At 72.8% G+C, this 20,772-nt stretch carries 19 protein-coding genes; 12 read left to right on the forward strand and 7 right to left on the reverse strand.

Annotation, left to right across the window (positions count from 1 at the left end; genetic code table 11):
* Positions 1-25 precede the first annotated feature (25 nt).
* From HGB54_RS05475 to HGB54_RS05490, 4 genes are all read left to right on the forward strand, one after another.
* Positions 26-700, forward strand: coding sequence for a nucleoside/nucleotide kinase family protein (locus HGB54_RS05475; RefSeq protein ID WP_168915544.1), 675 nt, complete (start codon positions 26-28; stop codon positions 698-700).
* Positions 701-764: 64 nt separating this feature from the next.
* Entirely contained in the window at positions 765-2,228 is a 1,464-nt protein-coding gene (locus HGB54_RS05480) for an SDR family oxidoreductase (RefSeq protein WP_168915545.1), read from the forward strand.
* 59 nt (positions 2,229-2,287) lie between these two features.
* Entirely contained in the window at positions 2,288-3,061 is a 774-nt protein-coding gene (locus HGB54_RS05485; protein WP_168915546.1) for a CAP domain-containing protein, read from the forward strand.
* An 82-nt stretch (positions 3,062-3,143) separates the two neighbouring features.
* Entirely contained in the window at positions 3,144-4,070 is a 927-nt protein-coding gene (locus HGB54_RS05490; protein ID WP_168915547.1) for a glycerophosphodiester phosphodiesterase, read from the forward strand.
* A gap of 31 nt (positions 4,071-4,101) precedes the next feature.
* Here HGB54_RS05490 and HGB54_RS05495 read toward each other — a convergent pair whose 3' ends face one another.
* Complete coding sequence (locus HGB54_RS05495; RefSeq protein ID WP_168915548.1) at positions 4,102-5,463, reverse strand: M20/M25/M40 family metallo-hydrolase; 1,362 nt, start codon at positions 5,461-5,463, stop codon at positions 4,102-4,104.
* Positions 5,464-5,802: 339 nt separating this feature from the next.
* On the opposite strand from HGB54_RS05495, the gene HGB54_RS05500 reads away from it, so the two are divergent.
* A complete protein-coding gene (locus HGB54_RS05500; RefSeq protein ID WP_168915549.1) occupies positions 5,803-7,935 on the forward strand; it encodes a DEAD/DEAH box helicase in 2,133 nt (710 codons plus the stop codon).
* A 45-nt stretch (positions 7,936-7,980) separates the two neighbouring features.
* Here the strand turns inward: HGB54_RS05500 and HGB54_RS05505 are convergent, their stop codons facing one another.
* The 4 genes from HGB54_RS05505 to HGB54_RS05520 all read right to left on the reverse strand — a co-directional run bounded on the left by HGB54_RS05505 (position 7,981) and on the right by HGB54_RS05520 (position 11,360).
* Entirely contained in the window at positions 7,981-9,303 is a 1,323-nt protein-coding gene (locus HGB54_RS05505; protein ID WP_168915550.1) for a maltokinase N-terminal cap-like domain-containing protein, read from the reverse strand.
* 56 nt (positions 9,304-9,359) lie between these two features.
* Positions 9,360-10,235 carry an aminotransferase class IV gene (locus tag HGB54_RS05510; protein WP_168915551.1) on the reverse strand — a complete coding sequence of 292 codons (876 nt, stop codon included), beginning with the start codon at positions 10,233-10,235 and terminating at the stop codon, positions 9,360-9,362.
* 91 nt (positions 10,236-10,326) lie between these two features.
* On the reverse strand, positions 10,327-10,566 hold the full coding sequence (locus HGB54_RS05515; protein WP_168915552.1) for a hypothetical protein: 240 nt from the start codon (positions 10,564-10,566) through the stop codon (positions 10,327-10,329).
* Positions 10,567-10,655: 89 nt separating this feature from the next.
* Positions 10,656-11,360 carry a Pr6Pr family membrane protein gene (locus HGB54_RS05520; protein ID WP_168915553.1) on the reverse strand — a complete coding sequence of 235 codons (705 nt, stop codon included), beginning with the start codon at positions 11,358-11,360 and terminating at the stop codon, positions 10,656-10,658.
* A gap of 55 nt (positions 11,361-11,415) precedes the next feature.
* On the opposite strand from HGB54_RS05520, the gene HGB54_RS05525 reads away from it, so the two are divergent.
* Together HGB54_RS05525 and HGB54_RS05530 are read left to right on the forward strand one after the other, a co-directional pair.
* Positions 11,416-11,910 carry an 8-oxo-dGTP diphosphatase gene (locus HGB54_RS05525; RefSeq protein ID WP_228545999.1) on the forward strand — a complete coding sequence of 165 codons (495 nt, stop codon included), beginning with the start codon at positions 11,416-11,418 and terminating at the stop codon, positions 11,908-11,910.
* Between the two features lie 82 nt (positions 11,911-11,992).
* Positions 11,993-12,898 (forward strand): aldo/keto reductase, encoded by a 906-nt coding sequence (locus HGB54_RS05530; protein ID WP_168915555.1) that lies wholly within the window; start codon positions 11,993-11,995, stop codon positions 12,896-12,898.
* A 718-nt stretch (positions 12,899-13,616) separates the two neighbouring features.
* Here the strand turns inward: HGB54_RS05530 and HGB54_RS05535 are convergent.
* Complete coding sequence (locus HGB54_RS05535; protein WP_228545972.1) at positions 13,617-13,949, reverse strand: ArsR/SmtB family transcription factor; 333 nt, start codon at positions 13,947-13,949, stop codon at positions 13,617-13,619.
* A gap of 168 nt (positions 13,950-14,117) precedes the next feature.
* Between HGB54_RS05535 and HGB54_RS05540 the strand changes: the two genes are divergently transcribed.
* Positions 14,118-16,106 carry a heavy metal translocating P-type ATPase gene (locus tag HGB54_RS05540; RefSeq protein ID WP_228545973.1) on the forward strand — a complete coding sequence of 663 codons (1,989 nt, stop codon included), beginning with the start codon at positions 14,118-14,120 and terminating at the stop codon, positions 16,104-16,106.
* A gap of 250 nt (positions 16,107-16,356) precedes the next feature.
* Here the strand turns inward: HGB54_RS05540 and HGB54_RS05545 are convergent, their stop codons facing one another.
* Positions 16,357-18,603: a S9 family peptidase gene (locus tag HGB54_RS05545; RefSeq protein ID WP_168915557.1), complete on the reverse strand. Its 2,247-nt coding sequence runs from the start codon at positions 18,601-18,603 to the stop codon at positions 16,357-16,359.
* Between the two features lie 53 nt (positions 18,604-18,656).
* Here HGB54_RS05545 and HGB54_RS05550 point away from each other — a divergent pair, with 53 nt between their 5' ends.
* The 4 genes from HGB54_RS05550 to HGB54_RS05565 all read left to right on the forward strand — a co-directional run bounded on the left by HGB54_RS05550 (position 18,657) and on the right by HGB54_RS05565 (position 20,764).
* On the forward strand, positions 18,657-19,583 hold the full coding sequence (locus HGB54_RS05550) for a J domain-containing protein (RefSeq protein ID WP_168915558.1): 927 nt from the start codon (positions 18,657-18,659) through the stop codon (positions 19,581-19,583).
* A 90-nt stretch (positions 19,584-19,673) separates the two neighbouring features.
* Positions 19,674-19,934 (forward strand): hypothetical protein, encoded by a 261-nt coding sequence (locus HGB54_RS05555; protein ID WP_168915559.1) that lies wholly within the window; start codon positions 19,674-19,676, stop codon positions 19,932-19,934.
* A gap of 86 nt (positions 19,935-20,020) precedes the next feature.
* Positions 20,021-20,476 (forward strand): hypothetical protein, encoded by a 456-nt coding sequence (locus HGB54_RS05560; RefSeq protein WP_168915560.1) that lies wholly within the window; start codon positions 20,021-20,023, stop codon positions 20,474-20,476.
* A 114-nt stretch (positions 20,477-20,590) separates the two neighbouring features.
* The gene (locus HGB54_RS05565) at positions 20,591-20,764 is read left to right on the forward strand and encodes a hypothetical protein (RefSeq protein WP_168915561.1); all 174 of its coding nucleotides are present in this window, start codon (positions 20,591-20,593) and stop codon (positions 20,762-20,764) included.
* The last annotated feature ends 8 nt before the right edge of the window (positions 20,765-20,772 follow it).

Raw genomic sequence — 20,772 nt, forward strand, 5'->3', positions numbered from 1 at the left:
ACGCCCCTCAGCCTAGGCTGGCGCGATGAGCGATCCCGCCGCCCCCTCCCCGTCTCCGGATGCCCGTCGCGCGCTCCTCGACGCCCTCAGCGACGAGCTGCTCGCCCTGCACCCGCGCGGCCGCATCCTCGTCGCGATCGACGGCGTCGACGGCGCGGGCAAGACCCGGTTCGCCGACGACTGGGCGCCCGTGCTGCGCGCTCGCGGCACCGCGGTCGTGCGCGCCTCGATCGACGGGTTCCATCAGCCGCGCGCCGCGCGCTACGCGCGCGGACGCGAGTCGGCGGAGGGGTACTACCGCGACTCGTTCGACCTGGAGGCGCTCCGGGCCTCGCTCGTGGAGCCGTTCCGCTCGGGGGCGGAGGAGGTCGCGACGGCCGTGTTCGACCACGCGAGCGATGCCGCCGTCGACGAGCGCGAGAGCGGCATCCCGCGCGATGCGGTGCTGCTGCTGGACGGGGTGTTCCTGCACCGGCCCGAGCTGAGGACGCTCTGGCACTGGACGATCTGGCTCGACGTGCCGCCGGAGGTGCGCGATGCGCGGCTGCGCGAGCGCGACGGCGAGCACTCGGTGGCGCCGCGCTACACCGAGGGGCAGTACCTCTACGAGAAGGAGGCGAACCCGCGCCGGGCCGCCGCCGTCATCGTCGACAACGCCGACTGGGCCGCCCCGCGGCGGGTGTTCGACGACTTCTGCTGAGCGCGCGGTGGGAGGCGCGCCGGTGCCGCACCGCGCTCCCAGCCCCCGCCCCTAGCCTGGCGCGATGCGCGTACTGGTCACCGGGGCAACCGGCTACATCGGCGGGCGGCTCGTGCCGCGACTCATCGAGGCGGGCCACGAGGTGCGCGTCTTCGTGCGCGACCCGGCGCGGCTGCGCGAGGTGCCCTGGGGCGACGAGGTCGAGGTCGCGCAGGGCGATCTGCAGCACGCGGACGACGTGCGCGCGGCGGTCGAGGGGGTCGAGGTCGTCTACTACCTCGTGCACTCGATGGCCTCGAGCGGCGACTTCGAGCGCACCGAGCAGGTCATCGCCCGCACGGTCGCCGATGCCGCGAAGGCCGCGGGCGTGCGCCGCATCGTCTACCTCGGCGGCCTGCACCCCGACGGCCCGCTCTCGCGCCACCTGCGCAGCCGCAAGGAGGTCGGCGACATCCTGCTGAGCTCGGGCGTGCCGACGGTCGCGCTGCAGGCCGGCGTCGTCATCGGATCGGGCTCGGCGAGCTTCGAGATGATCCGCCACCTCACCGAGGTGCTGCCGTACATGCCGGCCCCGAAGTGGGTGCGCAACTTCATCCAGCCGATCGCCGTGCGCGACGTGCTGCACTACCTCATCGAGTCGGCCGAGCTGCCCGACGACGTCAACCGCACCTTCGACATCGGCGGGCCCGACGTGCTGCGCTACGGGCAGATGATGAACGGCTACGCGCTCGAGGCGGGGCTCAAGCAGCGCCCCATCGCGAGCCTGCCCGTGCTGACCCCGTACCTGGCGAGCCAGTGGGTGAACCTCGTCACGCCCATCCCGCGCTCGCTCGCGGTGCCGATCATCTCGAGCCTGCAGTACGACGCCGTCGCGCGCGAGCACGACATCGACGCCGTGATCGCGCCGCCCGAGGGCGGGCTCACCGGCTACCGCACCGCCGTGCGCTACGCGCTCTCGAAGATGCGCGAGGGCGAGGTGGAGACCAGCTGGCGCAACAGCGCCGTCCAGGGCGCCCCGAGCGATCTGCTGCCGAGCGACCCCGACTGGAGCGGCCACACCGTCTTCACCGACCTCAAGACCGTCGACTCCTCGGCCCCGCCCGAGGCGCTGTGGCGCGTCGTCGAGGGCATCGGCGGCGACAACGGCTGGTACTCGCTGCCCGTGGCGTGGGCCGCGCGCGGCTGGCTCGACAAGCTCGTCGGCGGCGTCGGACTGCGCCGGGGCCGTCGCGACCCGGAGAGGCTCGCGCCCGGCGACGCGCTCGACTGGTGGCGAGTGGAGAGCATCGAGCGCGGCAGCTTCCTGCGCCTCCGCGCCGAGATGAAGGTGCCCGGCCGCGCCTGGCTCGAGTTCACGGTCGAGCCCCGCGGCGAGAACGGCTCGCGCCTCGTCCAGCGCGCGATCTTCTTCCCCTCCGGTCTCGGCGGGCGCCTCTACTGGATCTCGATCCTCCCGTTCCATGGCGTGATCTTCCAGGGCATGGCAAGCTCGATGGCGAAGACGGCGATCACGGGCAGAGCCCGCTGACGTCGCGTCGGCGCGGGGCCGATCGCGAGCGCCCGTTCTCCGGGGGGAGAAGAACGACGATGACGGATGCCCGTCCCGCGCTCGCGCGCGCCCTGGCCGCGCTCACCCTGCTCATGACGCTGCTCGCGGGCCTCGTGCTCGCCGGGCCGGCCTCGCCCGCCCACGCCGATGAGACGGGCGTCATCGCGGCCCGGCTGAACGAGGCCCGCGCGGCCAACGGCCTCGGCGCCCTGCGGCGCAACGGGGCGCTCGACGCCGTCGCGGCGGGCTGGGCCGCGCAGATGGCCGCGAACGGCACGCTCGCGCACAACCCGAGCTACAGCAGCCAGATCCCGGGCGGGTGGACGCGGGCGGGGGAGAACGTCGCCCAGGGCTACGCCTCCGGCGCCATCGGCTCGGGCGGCGGCGCCGCGGCCGCGGAGGCCGCGCGCGCCGCGGAGGCGGCGGCGGCCGAGGCCGCCGCGGCGGAGGCTGCCCGTCTCGAGGAGGAGGCGCGCGTGCGCGCCGAGGAGCTCGCCGCCGCGCAGGCCGCCGAGGAGGCCCGGATCGAGGAGACCCGCGCGGCCCTCGCCGCGCAGGAGCAGGAGCAGGCGGACGCGCGGGCCGCGGCATCGCGCGACTCGAGCGGCGGGCCCATCGGCGCGAGCGGGGCGGGCGACCCAGTCGCCGCCTCCGCGGTCGCCGGCATCGGGCCCGTGGCTCTGGGGCCGGGACTCGGGCTCGCGGCGCTCGTCGGCCTCGTCGTGCTCGGCGGCATCGGGATGCTCGTGCCGGGCATCCGTCGCCGCCTCGTCGCCCTCGGGCGCCGCGACGCGCCCGCGAAGGCGATTTAGGTCACGGAACGGTAACGCCTGGGTTAGGGTGACGGGACCCGCACCGTCGCGGGCCACCCGATACCCCCTGGGGAGCGTGCCGATGACGTCACTGCAGCCCGTCCGAGCCGCGACCGCCCGCCCGGCGCACCCGGCCCACCGCACCATCGGCGCCGCCGCCGCGACCATCGCCCTCGTGCTCGTCATGGTCGTCGACGCCGATGCGGCCTCGGTGCACGCCGCGAGCGTGCAGGCGCAGAGCATGTTCGGCGGCCTGCGCGAGCCGGGCGACCCGGCCTTCATCGCCGGCCATCGCGGCGACCGCGCCACCGCCCCCGAGAACACGCTGCCGGCCATCGCGGCCGTGCTCGGCTCGAGCATGGAGTACGTCGAGATCGACGTGCAGAAGAGCCTCGACGGCGAGCCGGTCATCATCCACGACGAGACCGTCGACCGCACGACCGACGGCACGGGCCTCGTCGCCGAGCTCACCTGGGCCGAGCTCTCGGCGCTCGATGCGGGCAGCTGGTACGCGGGCGAGTACGCCGGCACGCGCATCCCGCACTTCGACGAGTTCATCGCGCTGTTCCGCGGCTCGCAGAAGAAGGCGCTCGTCGAGCTCAAGGGCGAGTGGAGCGTCGACGAGATCCGCCCGCTCGTGCGCGAGATCTACGCCGCCGGGGTGCAGCACCGCATCGTCTTCGCGAGCTTCGCCTTCGCCACGATGCACCATCTGGTGGATGCCGCACCGAACCTGCCGCGCGTGATCATCCGGCGCGACCTGCAGTTCGATCCGGTCTGGCTGGCCGAGTTCTACCGGGCCGCCGCGGTGCTGACGCGGCTGCAGGCGGTGGAGGAGGACCCGGGGGTCGTCGATCGCATGCACGCGGCCGGCTACGGCCTGCTGCTCTACACGCTCAACAGCGAGGAGCGCTGGAACGAGGCGCTCGCGTACGGAGTCGACGGCATCGTCACCGACGAGCCGAGCGCGCTGGACGACTGGCTCGCGAACACCGCACCGGGCACCTGACCCGACCGGCGGAACCGGGGCGGACGGCCGGTCAGCGCCGGCGCAGCAGGGCCGCGTAGACCTCGATGCCCTCGAGCCAGGCGTCGACGCGGATGCGCTCGTTGCGCGCGTGCAGGCAGGCCCGTTCCTCTCCGCTCATGCGGAACGGCGCGAAGCGGTACACATGGTCGCTGATGGCGGTGAACCAGCGGGCGTCGCTGGCCTGCATCATCACGTAGGGCGTGACGAGCAGGCCGGGATGCACCTCCTGCACCGCCTCGACGATCGCGCTCCACGCCGCGCCCTCGGCGGGCGACACGGCCGAGGGCTCGCTCGGATCGGTGACGCTCACGACCACCTGGGGGTCGTCGATCGCGCGGCGCACCTGCTCGACGGCCTCCTCGACGCTCGAGCCCGGAGCGATGCGCATGTTGACCGTGGCCTCCGCCCGCTCCGCGAGCGCGTTCGCGGCGTGCCCGGCGCGCAGCTCGGTCACCGCGCGGGTCGTGCGCACCATCGCGGCCGTCTCGGGGCCGCGGCGGGCGAGCACCCGGGCGAGCACGGGCGCGAGCACGTCGACGAGCCCGAAGACGGTGCGCAGGGGCTGCCGCGCCCGGCCGCCGAGGGTGCGGATCATGCGGCGCGTCGTCGGATCGAGCCGTGCCGGGGCGGGGCGCTCCGCGAGGCGCAGCACCGCGCGCGCGAGGCGGTCGGTGGCCGACAGCGGTGGGGGGCTCGCGGCGTGCCCGCCGTGCTGGTCGACGCGCAGCCGCAGCCCGGTGACGCCCTTCTCGGCGACGCCCACGACGGCGAAGGGCTCGTCGACCCCGGGGAACGCCCCCCGCACGATCGCGCCGCCCTCGTCGAGCACGAGCGCCGGTCGCTCGCCCCGCTTCTCGAGCGCTCGCACGATGGCGCGCGCGCCCGAGCCGGCGGTCTCCTCGTCGTGTCCGAAGGCGAGCAGCACGTCGTGACGCGGCTGCACGCCCTCCGCGAGCAGGCGCTCGACAGCCTCGAGCACCGCGACGACGCAGCCCTTGTCGTCGAGGGTGCCGCGGCCCCACAGCACGCGATCGCCGCACTCGTCGCGATCGATCGCGGCGGCGAAGGGGGGATGCTCCCAGCCCTCGTCCTCGGCCGGCACGACGTCGTAGTGCGCCATGAGCACCGTCGCGGGGCCGGGCTCCCGCCCCTCCCAGCGGTAGAGCAGCGCGTGGCCGGCGTGGCGCTCGCGCTGCAGCACGGCGTGCACGCCGGGGTAGAGGCGGGGGAGGGCGGCGAGGAATCGGTCGAAGGGCTCGGCGTCGTCCCCGGGCCGCAGCGAGATCGTGGGGATGCGCAGCAGCTCGCGGAACCGCTCGAGGGCGGCGTCGTCGCCGAGCACCGGAGCGGCCGCGGTCGAGACCTCGGTCATCCGCACACTCTAGGCGGCCGCGCCCCGCGGCACGAGGGCCCTCCGCGCGCCCGCGTCGCCGGGTGCCGCGATCAGGCGTAGACTGGTCGTCAGCTTCTGCAGCCCACCGTGTCGTTCTCGACCGGGTCAGGGCTCGGGGGCCGGGCTCCGCGCAGCACGGCGGGGCCGTTGCACTCGACACACGGTCCACCGGAGACGGTCTTCACGACACGATCCACACACGCGTGCCGATGACGGCGCGTCGTCGAGGGGATGCCCCGCATCCGCTCGTGATGCGCCGCCACCCGCACCCCGCATGCTCGCGGTCGTCGCACCGCGAGCGCCCCTTCGAGGAGGAGCATGGCCCAGTCCGGCCAGCGTCAGAAGTCGCGCAAGAGCGCGGGCACCCCCGCGCGGCGCCGCCGCCCGCTCGACGAGCAGGGGATCATCCCGATCCTCGCGCGCGCCGTGCGCGAGGTGGAGAGCGCCGCCGAGCGCGGGGGCAAGGTGAGCGGGTCGAACCGCATCAAGTTCCAGGTCGCCGCGCTGCTCGTGCGCGAGGAGCGCGCCCGCGTCAAGGAGGACCGCGAGGTGCCCGAGGGCGAGCGCGCCGAGGTGCTGAAGCGCCTCGACGGACTCGCGGGCATCATGGCCAAGACCGCGGCCCGCGATACGACCCTCATCGCCCTGCTCGCCCCCGAGGCGAAGATCAGCGACACCGCGCGCATGATGCGCCGCGACATGCTGCTCGCCTCCGGCGCCGAGCTCGAGCCCGACGACCTCATCATCGTGAGCGAGCCCGAGGCCGTGAAGCCCGAGGTCGCCAAGCAGGTGCTGCCGCCCTCGGTGCAGCGGGCGCAGCTCGCGAACCCCTTCCTCGCCCCCGACTTCTCGGCCCTCGCGGCCGAGCCGAAGCCGCAGACCGCGCGCCTGTCGAACTGGGAGCTCATCGAGCCCCTGTTCCGCTCGTTCGAGTACGGCGCCGGCGGGCAGGCCGCGAGCATGGACCTGCCCGAGGCCGGATCGCTCGTCACCCCGGGCGGCATGGAGCTCATGCGCCACCAGGCCCGGCTCATCGAGGCCGTGCGGGGCGGGCACCGCAGCTTCCTCCTCGCGGACGAGCCGGGTCTCGGCAAGACCGCGCAGGCGCTCATGGCCGCGAACGTCGCGAACGCCTTCCCGCTGCTGGTCGTCGTGCCGAACGTCGTGAAGACCAACTGGCTGCGCGAGGTGCAGCGCTGGATCCCTGCGCGCGCCGCGACCGTGGTGCACGGCGACGGCGACGACCTCGACGCCTTCAGCGACGTCATCATCGTCAACTACGAGATCCTCGACCGCCACGTCGGATGGCTCGGCCGCTTCGGCTTCAAGGGCATGGTCGTCGACGAGGCGCACTTCATCAAGAACGCGACCTCGCAGCGCTCGCGCCACGTGCAGAACCTCGCGCAGAGCATCCGCACCCTGAACCCCCGCGCGCTCATGATGGCGCTCACCGGCACGCCGCTCATCAACCAGATCGAGGACTTCCGGATGATCTGGAAGTTCCTCGGCTGGATCGACGACAAGAAGCCGCTCGGCCGCCTCATGGTGCGGCTCGAGGACAGCGGGCTGACCCCCGCGGATCCGGGCTTCTTCGCTGAGGCCCGCCGCAGCGTCATCGACATGGGCATCGTGCGGCGCAAGAAGGTCGACGTCGCCGCCGATATCCCCGCCCGCCGCATCGCCGACATCCCCGTCGAGCTCGACGACGAGTACGGCCGCTCGATCCGCGCCTCCGAGCGCGCGCTCGTCGCCCGGCTCGTCGAGCGCTACGACCGGGTCGTCGCCGCGCGCGACACGAAGCCCGTCGGCATCGACGAGGATCTCGTGCGCCTCGTCGCCCACTCCGAGCTCGAGGAGTCGAAGGGCTCGACCAACGGGGACAACGTGTTCACGCTCGTGCGCCGCATCGGCACGGCGAAGGCCGTGCTCGCCGCCGACTACACCGCGCAGCTCGCCCGCAACGTCGGCAAGGTGGTCTTCTTCGCCAAGCACATCGACGTGATGGATGCCGCCGAGGCGCACTTCGCCCAGGCCGGCCTGCGGGCCGTCAGCATCCGCGGCGACCAGAGCACGAAGGCGCGGCAGGAGGCGATCGACGGCTTCACCAACGACCCCGAGGTCGCCGTCATCGTCTGCTCGTTGTCGGCGGCCGGCGTCGGCATCAACCTGCAGGCGGCGTCGAACGTCGTGCTCGCCGAGCTCTCGTGGACCTCGGCGGAGCAGACGCAGGCGATCGACCGCGTGCACCGCATCGGCCAGGAGCTGCCCGTCACCGCCTGGCGCATCCTCGCCGCGCAGACGATCGACGCGCGCATCGCCGACCTGATCGACTCGAAGGCCGGGCTCGCCGCGCGCGCGCTCGACGGCTCGGACGAGGCGGTCGTGCAGGAGGGCACCGTGCAGCTGCAGGCCCTGCAGGCGCTGCTCACCGAGGCGCTGCGGCGCCGCTAGGCGCGCGGGCGCCCCGGCGTCGTTCGGCGCGCGGGCGCCGCGGCCCTAGGGCCGGGCGCTCGCGCGCTCGGCCGAGACGAGGTGCCGCACCGCCGCGAGCGGGATCGGCAGCCACGTCGGCCGGTTGCGCGCCTCGTACATGGCCTCGTAGACGGCCTTGTCGAGCTCGAAGGCGTCGAGCAGCGCGCGGTGGGCGCGCAGGTCGATCTCGCTCTCGCGGATGTAGCCGTCGAGGAAGGCGGCGCGGGCGCGGTGCGACCAGCCGGTGTCGACGGCGTCGCGGGCGGCATCGTCGGCAGCGGTGTTGCGCCGCGATCCGACGACGTAGTCGAAGGATCGCAGCATGCCGGCGACGTCGCGCAGCGGAGAGTCGACACGGTTGCGCTCGTCGAGCGGACGCAGCGGCTCGCCCTCGAAGTCGACGAGCACCCAGTCGCCGGAGGAGCGCCGCAGCACCTGCCCGAGGTGGTAGTCGCCGTGGACGCGCTGCAGGGCCGGCCAGGGCGCGTCCTGCGCGGCGTCGTAGACCGCCTCGATCGCGGGGCGCAGCTCGCGCAGCGCGGGCACGTCGGAGGTGGCGACGGCGAGGCGCTGGTGCCAGCCGGCCACGAAGCCGACGATGTCACCGAGGGTCGCGGGGCGCACGGGCATCGCCTCGGCGAGCCCGCGGTGCACGACGGCGGTGGTGCGGCCGAGCTGCTCGGCCTCGACGGTGAACTCGTCGCCGCGGGCGGCTGTCTCGAGCGCGAGCTCCCAGCCGTCGCGCACGTCCTGCACGAACTCCTGGGCGAAGGCGAGGTGCCCGGTCTCGGTGCGCGAACTGCGGTGCGGGTCGTCCCAGTGGGCGGTCACCGAGCCGAGCATCCGCGGCACCTGCCGGTAGCCGCGCGAGGTGAGGGCGGAGGGGAGCGTGACGTCGGGGTTCTCGCCGGCGTGCACGAGGCGGAAGATCTTGGCGACGAGGGGGGCCTCGCCGCCCTGGTCGAAGATGATCGAGGTGTTCGACTGCTCGCCGCCGTGCACCCGCGAGCGCTCGTCGCCGCGGTGCACGTGCATGCGGCGCAGCAGCGCGCTCGTGTACGAGGGGTCGTGCGCGCCGTCGAAGAGGTAGTCGTCGTTCTCGTCGCGGCCGATCAGGTACGGCCCCATGCCCTTCGGCACGGTGCGGCGGGCCACGACGGGCACGTGGTAGAGCGAGGGCGGGTTGTTCGCCAGATCGCGGAGGATGTGGATGACGATGCGGGCGTCGTCGTCGGGCGAGGTCCAGCGCTCGGAGGAGACGTCGACGAGGTTCGGCACCCGGCCCTTGCCGGCGTACCACCGCTGCCGCGTCATCCAGTCGGTGAGGCAGTCCACGGTGCTGTTCATGACCCCGACCCTACGCCGGGCCCCCCTCGCACGCACGAGGAATGCACCGGAAATGCTCAGGCGCGACGCGCCCGCAGGGCCCCGTTCATCGCGGCCGTGAGGCCGGCGTCGACGGCCGTGGGCGCGCCGTCGACCGCGCGCACGGGCGCGGCGAGGCGCAGGCTCGAGACCAGCCAGGCAGCCTGCGCCGACCGCAGCTGCTCGGGCCGCAGCACCTCGACGCGCGCCTCGAGACCCCAGTCGCCGGCGGCGGCGAACAGGTCGTGCTGGGTCGTCCCCGGCAGGATGCCGAGGGTCGCGGGCGGGGTGAGCAGCGCTCCGTCGTGCAGCAGCACGAGCGTGGAGGTCGGGCCCTCGAGCAGCAGGCCGTCGGTGGAGACGAAGACGGCGTCGTCGGCGCCGCGGCGCTGCGCCTCGCGCACGGCGGCCTTGTTGACGGCGTAGGAGAGCGTCTTCGCGCCCGCGAGCAGCCAGGGGGAGGTCTCGGCCGCGTCGCTGCGCAGCCCGCGATCGAGCAGGGCGACCGTTACGCCCTCGGTGCGCTCGCGCCGGAAGTCGGGGGAGACGGAGCCGTAGGCCCAGCCGGTCGGCGTGGTGCCGCCCTCGACGCCCCGGCTCAGCACGGTCTTCACCCAGGCCTCGTCATGGCCCGCGAGGCGCTCGGCGATCGCGTGCACGGCATCGGCCCAGACGCCCGGATCGGGCTCGGGCAGGTCGAGCATGCGGGCCGAGCGGGCGAAGCGGTCGAGGTGCGCGTCGAGGGCCTGGGGATGCCCGGAGCCGATGCTGATCGTCTCGAACACCCCGTCGCCGCGGGTGGCCGAGGCGTCGAGCACGCTGAGCTGGGGCGCCTCCGGCTCGGCCGGCAGGAGGCCGGTGGCGTGCCCCTCCGGGTCGTGGACGACGAGGACGAGGTGCTGGGGCGTGCTCATCGCACCATCGTGCCAGGCCGCGGGGCGTCGAGGGGCCGGCGGCGGCGCGCGGCGGAGGGGACGGGCATCCCGCACCGGCGCCCGCGCGCGCTCAGCCGGAGGCGGCGAGGTGGTCGGCGTCGAAGGTGTGCCCGCAATGCTCGCTGCGGCACTCGTAGGCGGGGCGCGGGGCGGCGTGCACCTCGCCGCCGAGCGCGATCTCGCCGCGGAGCGCCGCGCGGAGGTGCTCGGGGCGGGGGGAGCCGTAGACGATCGGCAGCGGATCGGCGCTCGCGCAGCGCGGGCAGCGGAGCTCGGGCTGCTCCCGTGCGGCCGCTCCCTCGTGCGTCATGCGAACAGTGCACCCCATGCCGCCGACATTCGCAAACGGTGAGCCCCGGTGTGCACCGACCGGTGCGAGCAGGGCACCGCGTGCCGGAATCAGGGCCGTCGAGCGCCGCCCGCAGCCCGGTGCTGCACCCGGGTGACGAGCACCGTGAGCGCCGCGAGCCCGATGATGAGCACGGCGATGCCAACGACGTAGCCGACGACGCCGCCGACGCCGTCCGGGCCGTCGGGCTCGAGGAAGGGGTAGGGGTACCAGCCCTCGACGGCGCCGCGCACCATCGTCACCCCGACCCAGGCGAGGGGGAAGCTCACCGCGAGCCCGAGGGCTCCCCAGCCGAGCCGCGCCCGCGTCGGGTTGAGCAGGAACTCGAGGGCGATGTACACGGGGATCCACACGTGCAGCAGCTCGTTCGGCCACACCGGCCCGACGTAGCCGTCGTCGTTCGGGATGCCGCGCAGCAGCACGTTGTAGACGAGGCCCGTGACGACCGCGTACGCCACCGCGCTCGCCCGAACCGCCGTGTACAGCAGGGTGTCGACCGGGCGCCGGAACGCCTCGATGCCGGCCGCGATCAGCACGACGACGTTGATGAGGGCGGTCTGGATGGTGAAGAAGTGGAAGTACTCGTCGGCCTCGAAGCGGCCGGCGCCGATCTGGTCGCTCACCTGCGTGATGACGGCGGCGAGCACGGCGAGCCCGGCGAGGGCGCTGAGCGCTCCGAGCACGTGGCGCAGCACCGGCACCCCGCCCCGTCGGCTCGTCGTGGAGGGGGAGGCGGGGGCGGTCGACGTCGGCACTCCGTCACTGTACCGACGGGCCCGCGGGCGCCTGCCTAGGCTGGGGCGCGTGGCGATGGTCGAGGTGAGCGTGGTGTACCTGACGCGCCCTCCGGGCTCGGTTCGGGATGCTGCGGCCGAGGTGCTGCTGGGCGAGAAGCTCACCGGCTTCGGCCGCGGCCGGCTCGTCGGCCCCGGCGGCAAGCTCGAGCCGGGGGAGTCGCCGCGGGCCGCCGCGGTGCGGGAAGTGCGCGAGGAGGTAGGGGTGAGCATCCACGAGGCCGATCTCGTACCGCTCGCCCGGATCGCCTACCCCTTCGTCGACCGCCCCGAGCACTCGCAGTTCCACCACGTGTTCGCCTGCGAGCGGTGGCGGGGCGAGCCGCGCGCGTCGAGCGAGCTCGCGCCGCAGTGGTTCCCGCGAGCGGCGCTGCCGCTCGAGCGCATGTGGGCCGATGCCGCCCACTGGCTGCCGCGCGCGCTCGCGGGCGAGTTCGTCGAGGCGACGCTGAGCTTCGGCGCGGGCGACGCGATGGTGGGGGCGGACTGGTCGGGGGCGCGCCGCACCTGAGCGCCGCATCCCGCGGGGGAGCCATCGGCCGCCGGAGTGAGTCTGGGAGCCGCCTCCAGAGAGCCTGGATAGCGTTCTCCGCATGACTGATCTCGATTTCGGCCCCCTCGTGCTGGGCGGCAACACCTTCGGCTGGACCTCCTCGCGCGACGAGAGCTTCGCCGTGCTCGACGCCTTCGTGGCCGCCGGCGGGCGCGCGATCGACACCGCCGACGTCTACTCGGCGTGGGCGCCGGGCAACAGCGGCGGCGAGTCCGAGACGATCCTCGGCGAGTGGCTCGCCTCGCGCGGCAACCGCGACCGGGTGTCGATCGCCACGAAGGTATTCTCGCTCGAGGCGCGCCCCGGGCTCTCGCGCGAGAACATCCGCGCGGCGGTGCGCGACTCGCTCGAGCGCCTGCAGACCGACTACCTCGACCTCTACTACGCGCATCGCGACGACGAGAGCGTGCCGCAGGAGGAGTACGTGCGGGCCTTCGCCGAGCTGGTCGACGAGGGCACGATCCGTCTCGTCGGCGCCTCGAACTTCACGGCCGGGCGCCTGCGCACGGCCGTCGGCATGGCGAAGGAGCTCGGCGTGACGGGCTTCACCGTCGCGCAGGACGGCTACAGCCTCGTCAAGCGCGGGCTCGAGCAGGATCTCGTGCCGACGCTGCTCGAGCTCGGCATCGTCGAGCTGCCGTACGGCGCCCTGCAGGGCGGGTTCCTCACCGGCAAGTACCGCCCGGGCGTCGCGGTCGACTCGGCCCGCGCCGGCAACGCCACGAAGCTGCTCGACGACCCGCGCAACCTCGAGCTGCTCGCGGTGCTCGACGACATCGCCGCCGCGCGCGGGGTCTCGGTCACGGCCGTCTCGCTCGCCTGGCTGCGCCAGCAGCCCTCGGTCGGCGCTCCGATCGCCTCGGCGCGCACGACCGAGCAGCTGCCCGAGCTCGTGCAGTCGTTCGACCTCGAGCTGAGCGCCGACGAGCTCGCGCGCCTGGCGTAGGTGGGCTCCGTCACGAAGTAGGTGACACTCGACTCGGCGGAGGCAGACCGTCGATGCGGTGTGCGGTCGATCGTATTCGTAGTGCGCAAGCCGGGGCGTGGGTGCGGGCCCAGATGGAGATGAATGCGTGCTGGCGGGCCCATCGTCTCGAGTGAGGGAGCAGGACGGTGGGTGGCGGTGCGCTGCGACCGCGCGGTGTTGTGAGCGACGAAACGCTCGAGGGCGGGGAATATTGATCGCATGTTTCCCCGAGATATGTTCGCGTATGGGGCACAGTGGGGCGAGTCGAGGTTCATGCTCGAACCCTTCGGCGGCGCGGAGGGCGCTTCGGATCTGGTCATCGGTAGCGCGTCGGGGACTGCCGACATGTACTTCGCCCGTCCGAGGTGGCGTCCCGCGCCCGCCCAACCGCCCATACTGCGCAGAGGGTGATTACGCGTGGCGAGTCTTCGGCAGGCTCAGGGATTGACAACGCGTGGTGGCTTTCCTGAAACCGGTGATCAGTGGGGACGCAGTGTAGGCAACCGGGGTTCCGGACGCGGCGACAATCGCGACCGCGGATGCGGTCGAGTCATCGACTACGCGCACGGATGCGGTCGTGGACGATCGATATGGCTGTTCGTGCGCCTCATGCGTCCTCTCCATGGCGAGCCGCTGTGACCCAGTCGCTCCGAGGCGCTTGCACCAACGAAGAACAGCGCATGACATCAGCGTCTCGCTAACCGATCCGCGGCAGGTGCCCCACGTGACCGACCGCGTCGTCGAGCAGATCGACGACGTGCTCGTCGAACAGCGAGTAGAAAATGCTGCGCCCATGTCGGTCGCCCTGCACAAGGCTGAGGTGCCGCAGTAGCCGCAGGTGGTTCGACACCGTCGTCTGCCCGACGCCGAGTCGATCGGTCAGCTCGGTGACGGTGAACGGTCCCCTGCGCAGCGCACTCAAGATCCGCAGCCGCACGGGCGAGGCCAGGGCGTGCATGAGTTCCGCAAGTCGTTCCGCGTCGGACTTGCTCAGCATCTCGTGCTGATAATTCTCTTCCGAGATCCTCACGTGCACCATTGTGCCCGACGAATCAGCGCGGCCAGTGCCCTTCCCGTCCGCCCTCGATACATCATCATACGGTGATGTATGGTGATGTCCATGACGCGATCCGGTGCCCCCGAAAAGTCCTCCGCAGCAGCGAAACCTGACCAGGAGCACGCTCACGGATCATCACGCATGGAGCTGCGGTTCGCGATCGCCGCAGGCCTGACCTACGGCGCCGGCGTGATCTCCGAACTGGTCTTTGACCTGCCTATGCTCGGCCTGCCGCTCGTCTTCTTCCTTGGCACCTACTTCTTCGGCGGCTTCTTCACCATCCGCGGCGCGATCTCTTCCACGATGCGAGGCAAGTTCGAGGTGGACTTCCTCATGTTGGTGGCCGCGATCGGCGCCGCCCTCATCGGACGATGGGCCGAGGGTGCCGTGCTGCTGTTTCTCTTCAGCCTCGGTCACGCACTCGAGGAGTATGCGATGAGCCGGGCGAGCAAGTCGATCGAGGCACTCGCCGAACTCGCACCTCGCACGGCGCTCGTGCGGCGCAACGGCGACGAGCCCGTCGAGCTGCCCGTGCAGCAGATCAACATCGGCGACGTCGTGGTGGTGCGACCGAACTCGCGTATCCCTTCCGACGGGTTCGTTGTCTCGGGCGTCTCGGCCGTCGACCAGTCCGCGGTCACCGGCGAGTCGATCCCGGTCGAGAAGTCGCCGGTTAACGACCCCGAGCGCGCGCTGCGCAATGCGAACACCCTGCCGGCGGCGAACCGCGTGTTCACCGGCACGGTGAACGGCGCAGGAGCGCTCGAAATCGCGGTCACGGCCACCGCCGCAGACTCGACGCTCAGCAGGGTGATCGAGATGGTGCGCACCGCGGATCAGGCGAAGTCGCCGACTCAGCAGTTCATCGACAAGTTCCAGCGCTGGTACGTGCCGGTAGTCATCGTCGGCGTGGCGGTCACGCTCGGGGTGTCCCTCTGGGGGTTCGGGCAGGAGTTCCCCGACGCGTTCTACTTGGCGATGACCGTGCTGGTCGCCGCGAGCCCGTGTGCACTCGCGATTGCGACACCGAGCGCTGTGCTGGCCGGGGTCGCGCGCGCCGCGCGGGCCGGTGTGCTCGTCAAGGGCGGCGGCCCGCTCGAGACACTCGGCCGCGTCACGACCATGGCCTTCGACAAGACCGGAACCCTCACCTGGGGCGAGCCGCGCGTCAGCTCCGTGATCCGTGTCGAGGGCGCGGCCGGCGAGCTGCTGGTGCCAACCCTCGTCGCGGTCGAGGCGCTCAGTGATCATCCGCTGGCCTCCGCCATCCTTCGCGATCTCGCTCCCGAGCTGGGCGAACGTGACCGTCTCGAGGTCACGGACATCACGTCGGTCGTCGGCCGTGGCGTGCGCGCAACGGTCGAGGGCGAGCTCGTCGAGGTGGGCAACCTCCGCATGTTCGACGAGCAGGGACTCGCTCTGCCACAGCCGCTGAGCACCGAGTACGAACGTGCGCTCGACGCCGGGCAGACGATCATGATCGTGCGCCGCGGTGACCGCTTCCTCGGCATCGTCGGGGTGATGGATGTCGCGCGCGCCGAGTCCGCGCAGGTGCTCATCGCTCTGCGCGCCGTCGGAGTGACGCAGCTGGTGATGATCTCTGGGGACAACCAGCGGGTCGCCGACGCTGTCGCCCGCGAGGTGGGCATCGATACCGCGCTCGGCGAACTCATGCCAGAAGACAAGGTGACCCAGATCACCGTGCTGTCCGAGCGATCGCGACCGATCGCGATGATCGGCGACGGCGTTAACGACGCCCCGGCCATGGCCCGCGCCGACATCGGTATCGCCATGGGCGCCGCCGGCTCGACCGTCGCCCTGGAAACCTGCGACATCGCCCTCATGAGCGACGATCTCGGCCGCGTGCCGTTCGCCGTACGCCTCAGCCGCGCGACGAGCCGCATCATCCGCCAGAACCTCATCGCAAGCCTCGCCGTAGTGGCGTTTCTCATCATCGCCACCTTCGCCGGGCTCAACATCGGCGCCGTCGTCCTCATTCACGAGGGCTCGACCCTCATCGTGGTCGCCAACGCCCTGCGCATGCTGAATTTCGATCGCAACAGGGAGCACCACGGGATCGACCACGAAGATGCTCCACCGCGCGATAGGCCCGAGCCAGCGGCGGCGTGAGTCGCCCTGGGCTGGATGGAAACCCCCCAACATCATTCAATGACAGCACGGACGAAGTATCCGCAGGAGCTGCCTGAACGGGCGACCAGGCTCGTGCAAGAAGCGCAGGAGGAGAAATCCAGAGCTATTGCTGAATGCTTCGATGGTCCGGATCGGGCGACGAACCGGGGTAGACGACAGCACCCTTCGAGGCTGGGTCAAGCAAGGCTCGATCGACGCCGGCAGTAGCCCGGAGAAGGACTCTTGGCCCTCACTCGGCCGACGCCGCCCCGTCCTCCGCGGGCGGGGCGGCGAGGCCGAGCACGTCGAGGATCCACGCGAGCTCGATGGCCCGCTGATTCCACGCCGAGTACCGGCCCGAGACGCCGCCGTGCCCGGCCTCCATCTCGCAGCGCATGATGACGTCGGCGCCGACCTCGCGCAGGCGCGCCACCCACTTGGCGGGCTCGACGTACAGCACGCGGGTGTCGTTGAGGCTCGTCACCGCGAGGATGCGCGGGTACCGCTGCTCGGTGACGTTCTCGTACGGCGAGTAGCCCTTCATGTACGCGTAGACCTCGGCGTCGTGCAGCGGGTCGCCCCACTCGTCCCACTCGATGACCGTGAGCGGCAGCGATGGGTCGAGGATCGAGGTGAGCGGGTCGACGAAGGGCACGTCGGCGAGGATGCCCGTGAAGAGCTGCGGGGCGATGTTCGCCACCGCGCCCATGAGCAGGCCGCCCGCGCTGCCGCCCTCGGCCACGAGCTGCTCGGGGGAGCTGACGCCGGTGTCGATGAGGCGCTGCGCGACGGCGACGAAGTCGGTGAAGGTCGTGCGCTTGGCGAGCTTCTTGCCCGACTCGTACCACTGGCGGCCCATCTCGCCGCCGCCGCGCACGTGCGCGATGGCGAAGACGACGCCGCGGTCGAGCAGCGAGAGCCGGGGGATCGAGAAGCCCGGATCCATGCTCGCCTCGTACGAGCCGTAGCCGTACAGCAGGGTCGGGCTCGGCACGGCGCCGGCCCCCATCGAGGCGGTCTCCTCGACCGCGTCGAGCGAGGGCACGAGGCCCCGCTTCCAGACGAGCGAGATCGGGATGCGCGTGCCGTCGGCCGCGACCGCCCAGTCGCGCCGCTCGGCGTACCGCGCGGAGTCGTACCCGCCGAGCACCGGCTGCCGCTTCAGCACCGTCCACTCGCCCGTCGCCACGGTGTAGTTGGCCACGGTCGCCGGCTCGACGAAGCTCGTGTACCCGACGCGCAGCATCGGCTGCCGCCACTCCGGATTCCCGCTCGCGCCGATCGACACGAGCCCGGCGCCGACCTCGAGCTCGACGAAGTCGACGCCCGCCGGGTCGGCGACGCCGGCGAGCGGCGCCACCGCCGTGCGCGGCATGCCCTCCCGTCGCGAGTCGAGCACGAGGAACCCCTCGAAGGCGTCGACGCCCTCGACGCGACGGCCCGGCACGTGCGGCACGACGGTGACGGCGTGCTCGGAGCGCGCATCCTCACCGATGGGGACCGCGACCACCTGGAAGTCGGGGGCGTCCTCGTTGTGAGTGATGAGCCACCAGTCGCGCCCGCCGATGACGGCGTGGTCGACGTCGTACTCGACGTCCGTGGCGCGCGGCTGCACGATCGTGAACGCGCCGGTCGGGTCGGCCGCGTCGAGGTAGCGGGTCTCGCTCGTGACCGAGCTCGAGGCCTCGATGACGAGGTAGCGCTGCGAGCGGGTGAGGCCCGCGCCCACCCAGAAGGACTCGTCGGGCTCGTGGAAGACCCGCACGTCGTCGGCGTGACCGGTGCCGACCGCGTGGCGCCACACGGTGTCGGGGCGCCACGAGTCGTCGACGGTCGAGTAGAAGACGAAGCGGCCGTCGGGGCTGAAGAAGGCGCCGGAGGCCGTGCCCTCGATGCTGTCGGGCAGCGTCTCGCCGGTGGAGAGGTCGCGGATGCGCAGGGCGTACCGCTCGTCGCCCTCCGTGTCGACGGCGAACAGCATGAGGCGCCCGTCGGGGGTGATGTCGAGCGAGCCGAGGCTGAAGAAGTCGTGGCCCTCGGCCTCGACGTTCGCGTCGAGCACGATCTGCTCGCCCTCGCGCGGCTGCGAGGGGTCGTCGAGCGGGGCCGGGGGAGTCCAGTCGCCCGGCTCGGCGGGCACGCGGCACTGGATCGCGTACTGGCTGCCCTCGACGGTGCGGCCGTAGTACCACCAGTCGCCCTCGCGCACGGGCACGCCCATGTCGGTCTCGCGCACGCGGCCGCGGATCTCGGCGACGATGCGCTCGCGCAGGGGGTCGAGGTGCGCGGTGCGGGCCTCGGCGTAGGCGTTCTCGGCGGCGAGGTGCGCGAGCACCTCCGGGCTCTCCTTGTCGCGCATCCACTCGTAGGGGTCGACCACGGCATCGCCGTGGTGGGTGCGGGTCGTCGGGATCTTCTGCGCGAGGGGGGCGTCGGTCACCGCTCCAGCGTAGGCGGAGCATCCCGAACCGCCGCCCGCGGCGGGGCGGCCGTGCATGCCCGTCCGTCGTGCAGTGAACACCGAAGACCGATCGGTAGGCTCGGCTCACCATGAGCGAGTCCCCTCTCGCCGCGAACCCCTACGAGGTTCTCGGTGTCGCGCCCACCGCGAGCGACGACGACCTGAAGAAGGCGTACCGCCGGCGGCTGCGCGAGGCGCACCCCGACACGGGCGGATCCTCGGCCGAGTTCGATCGCGTGCAGCAGGCCTGGCAGCGCATCGGCACGGCGCAGGCGCGATCGGCCTACGACGCGGGCGGAGACGCCTCGAGCGGGGGATCGGCCGCCTGGTCGTACGGCGCGGCGGGGGGCGGCACTCGCCGCGGCGACACCCGGCCGAGCGCGAAGAGCAGCGGGCACCCCGGCGGCTGGTACCGCGAGCAGTACCTGCGGCTCATGCGCGAGTGGGCCGGCCGCGGCACCCAGCTCGACGACCCCTACGACCCGCGCCTCGTGCGCACCGCGCCCCGCGAGATCAAGCACCTGCTGGCCGCCGCCGTCGCCGAGGAGCGCACCGCGACGGCCCTCGCGACGCTCGGCATGGGCTTCACCATCTGGCACGACGTCGTCGCCGGCGCCCACCCCGAGGACAAGGTCGACCACGTCGTGCTCGGCCCCACCGGGCTGTGGGCCGTGCTGAGTGAGGACTGGGGCACCGAGGTGCGCGTCAAGCGCGGCGACCTCATCGGCGAGGGCCTCGCTCCCGGCGAGCGCCCCCTGCACCAGCTCGGCACCCGCGCCAAGGTCGTCGCCCGGGCGGCGAAGGCGCGCTTCTCCGCCCTCGTCATCGTCGTCGAGGACGGCCAGGCGCCCGGCTCGCTCACCGAGCTCGGCAGCGTGCGGGGGGCGCAGGGGATGCTCGTCGAGCGCTCGCGTCTCGTCAACCTCATCCGCACGGGGCTGCCGGGCGTCGGCGTCGGGGGCACGGATCTCTTCGAGGTGCGCACGCGGCTCCAGTCGAGCATCCGCTTCGTCTGACCCGCCCGGAGCGGGTCGCCGCCGCGATCGCCGGGTTCCGCGCGGGCGCGTCCGCAGGCGCCGCCCGCCCGGGCGCGGCATGATCGAGGCATGACCCACCCCAACGACGCCCCGAGCCCTCGCCTCGACCCGACCAACGCGCAGGCCGAGCCCATCGAGGACGACGCCCTCGAGGCGACCGACGAGGAGAAGATCGCCGGCATCGTCGCCCAGACGCGGCAGGACCTCGCCGGCGGCCACCAGCGCTCGGCGCAGGAGCTGCTGCAGCAGCGGTTCGACCAGTCCGGCATCGAGGTCGAGGGCGCGCGCGTCGCCCAACTGGCCGAAGGGCTCGAGGCCGACACGGCCTGACGAGCGTCGGCCGCGGCGCCGCGTCGTTCAGCGAACGCACGGCGGGCATCCACTCGCGCCCCCGGTTGAGGGCGCACGGTGTCGAAATGACCTGGAAGAGCACCGGCACCGGACCCATCCCGCGCATGCGCCCCGAGCCGGGCGCGGCGAACGCCAACCGCTCGCTGCCGAGCGGCCCGTGGACCTTGCAGCCGGCTCCGAGGGCGCAGCCCACGACGATGGAGATCCCCGTGCTGTCGGGGGCGACCGCCGCGCTGCACCGGCAGAAGGTGGCCGGGCTCAGGGAGCAGATGCGCCACGACCTGCGGGGCGGTCATCACCTCGAGGCCGAGGCCCTGCTGCGCGAGCGGCTCAAGGCGAGCAAGGTCGAGCTGACGGAGGAGCGCATCATCACCCTCGCCGAGTCGCTGCGCGACGTCGACCGCGCCCGCGCCGAGCGCGAGCGGTGCGAGGCGGAGGAGGCGGAGGGCGACGCTCCCTCCGACGACGTGCCCGCCGACGACGTGCCCGCCGACCATGCCGAGGCGGCCGCCGCGCGCTGATCCCTCCTGACGGCGACCGCCGAGCGCAAGCCCCTGGCCGCGCCGGCTCCGCGGGGCCAGGCTGGATGCCGCTCCGCGGCTCCCCGTCGTGCGCACCCCAGCGGAAGGCACCCCATGACCTGGCAGAACGAACCGTCCTCCGAGAACCTCGACGAGCGCGACGTCGAGGGCGCACCGCACGCGGCGAAGACCGTCGACGGTTCGAGCGGGACCGGCGATCCTGCCGCTCCGACCGAGCCGCACGAGGGCGAGGGCACGCAGGCCCGCACGCCGCCGACGCCGGAGTGATCGCGGGC

The sequence above is a fragment of the Microcella flavibacter genome, from assembly GCF_012530535.1.
Lineage (GTDB): Bacteria > Actinomycetota > Actinomycetes > Actinomycetales > Microbacteriaceae > Microcella > Microcella flavibacter.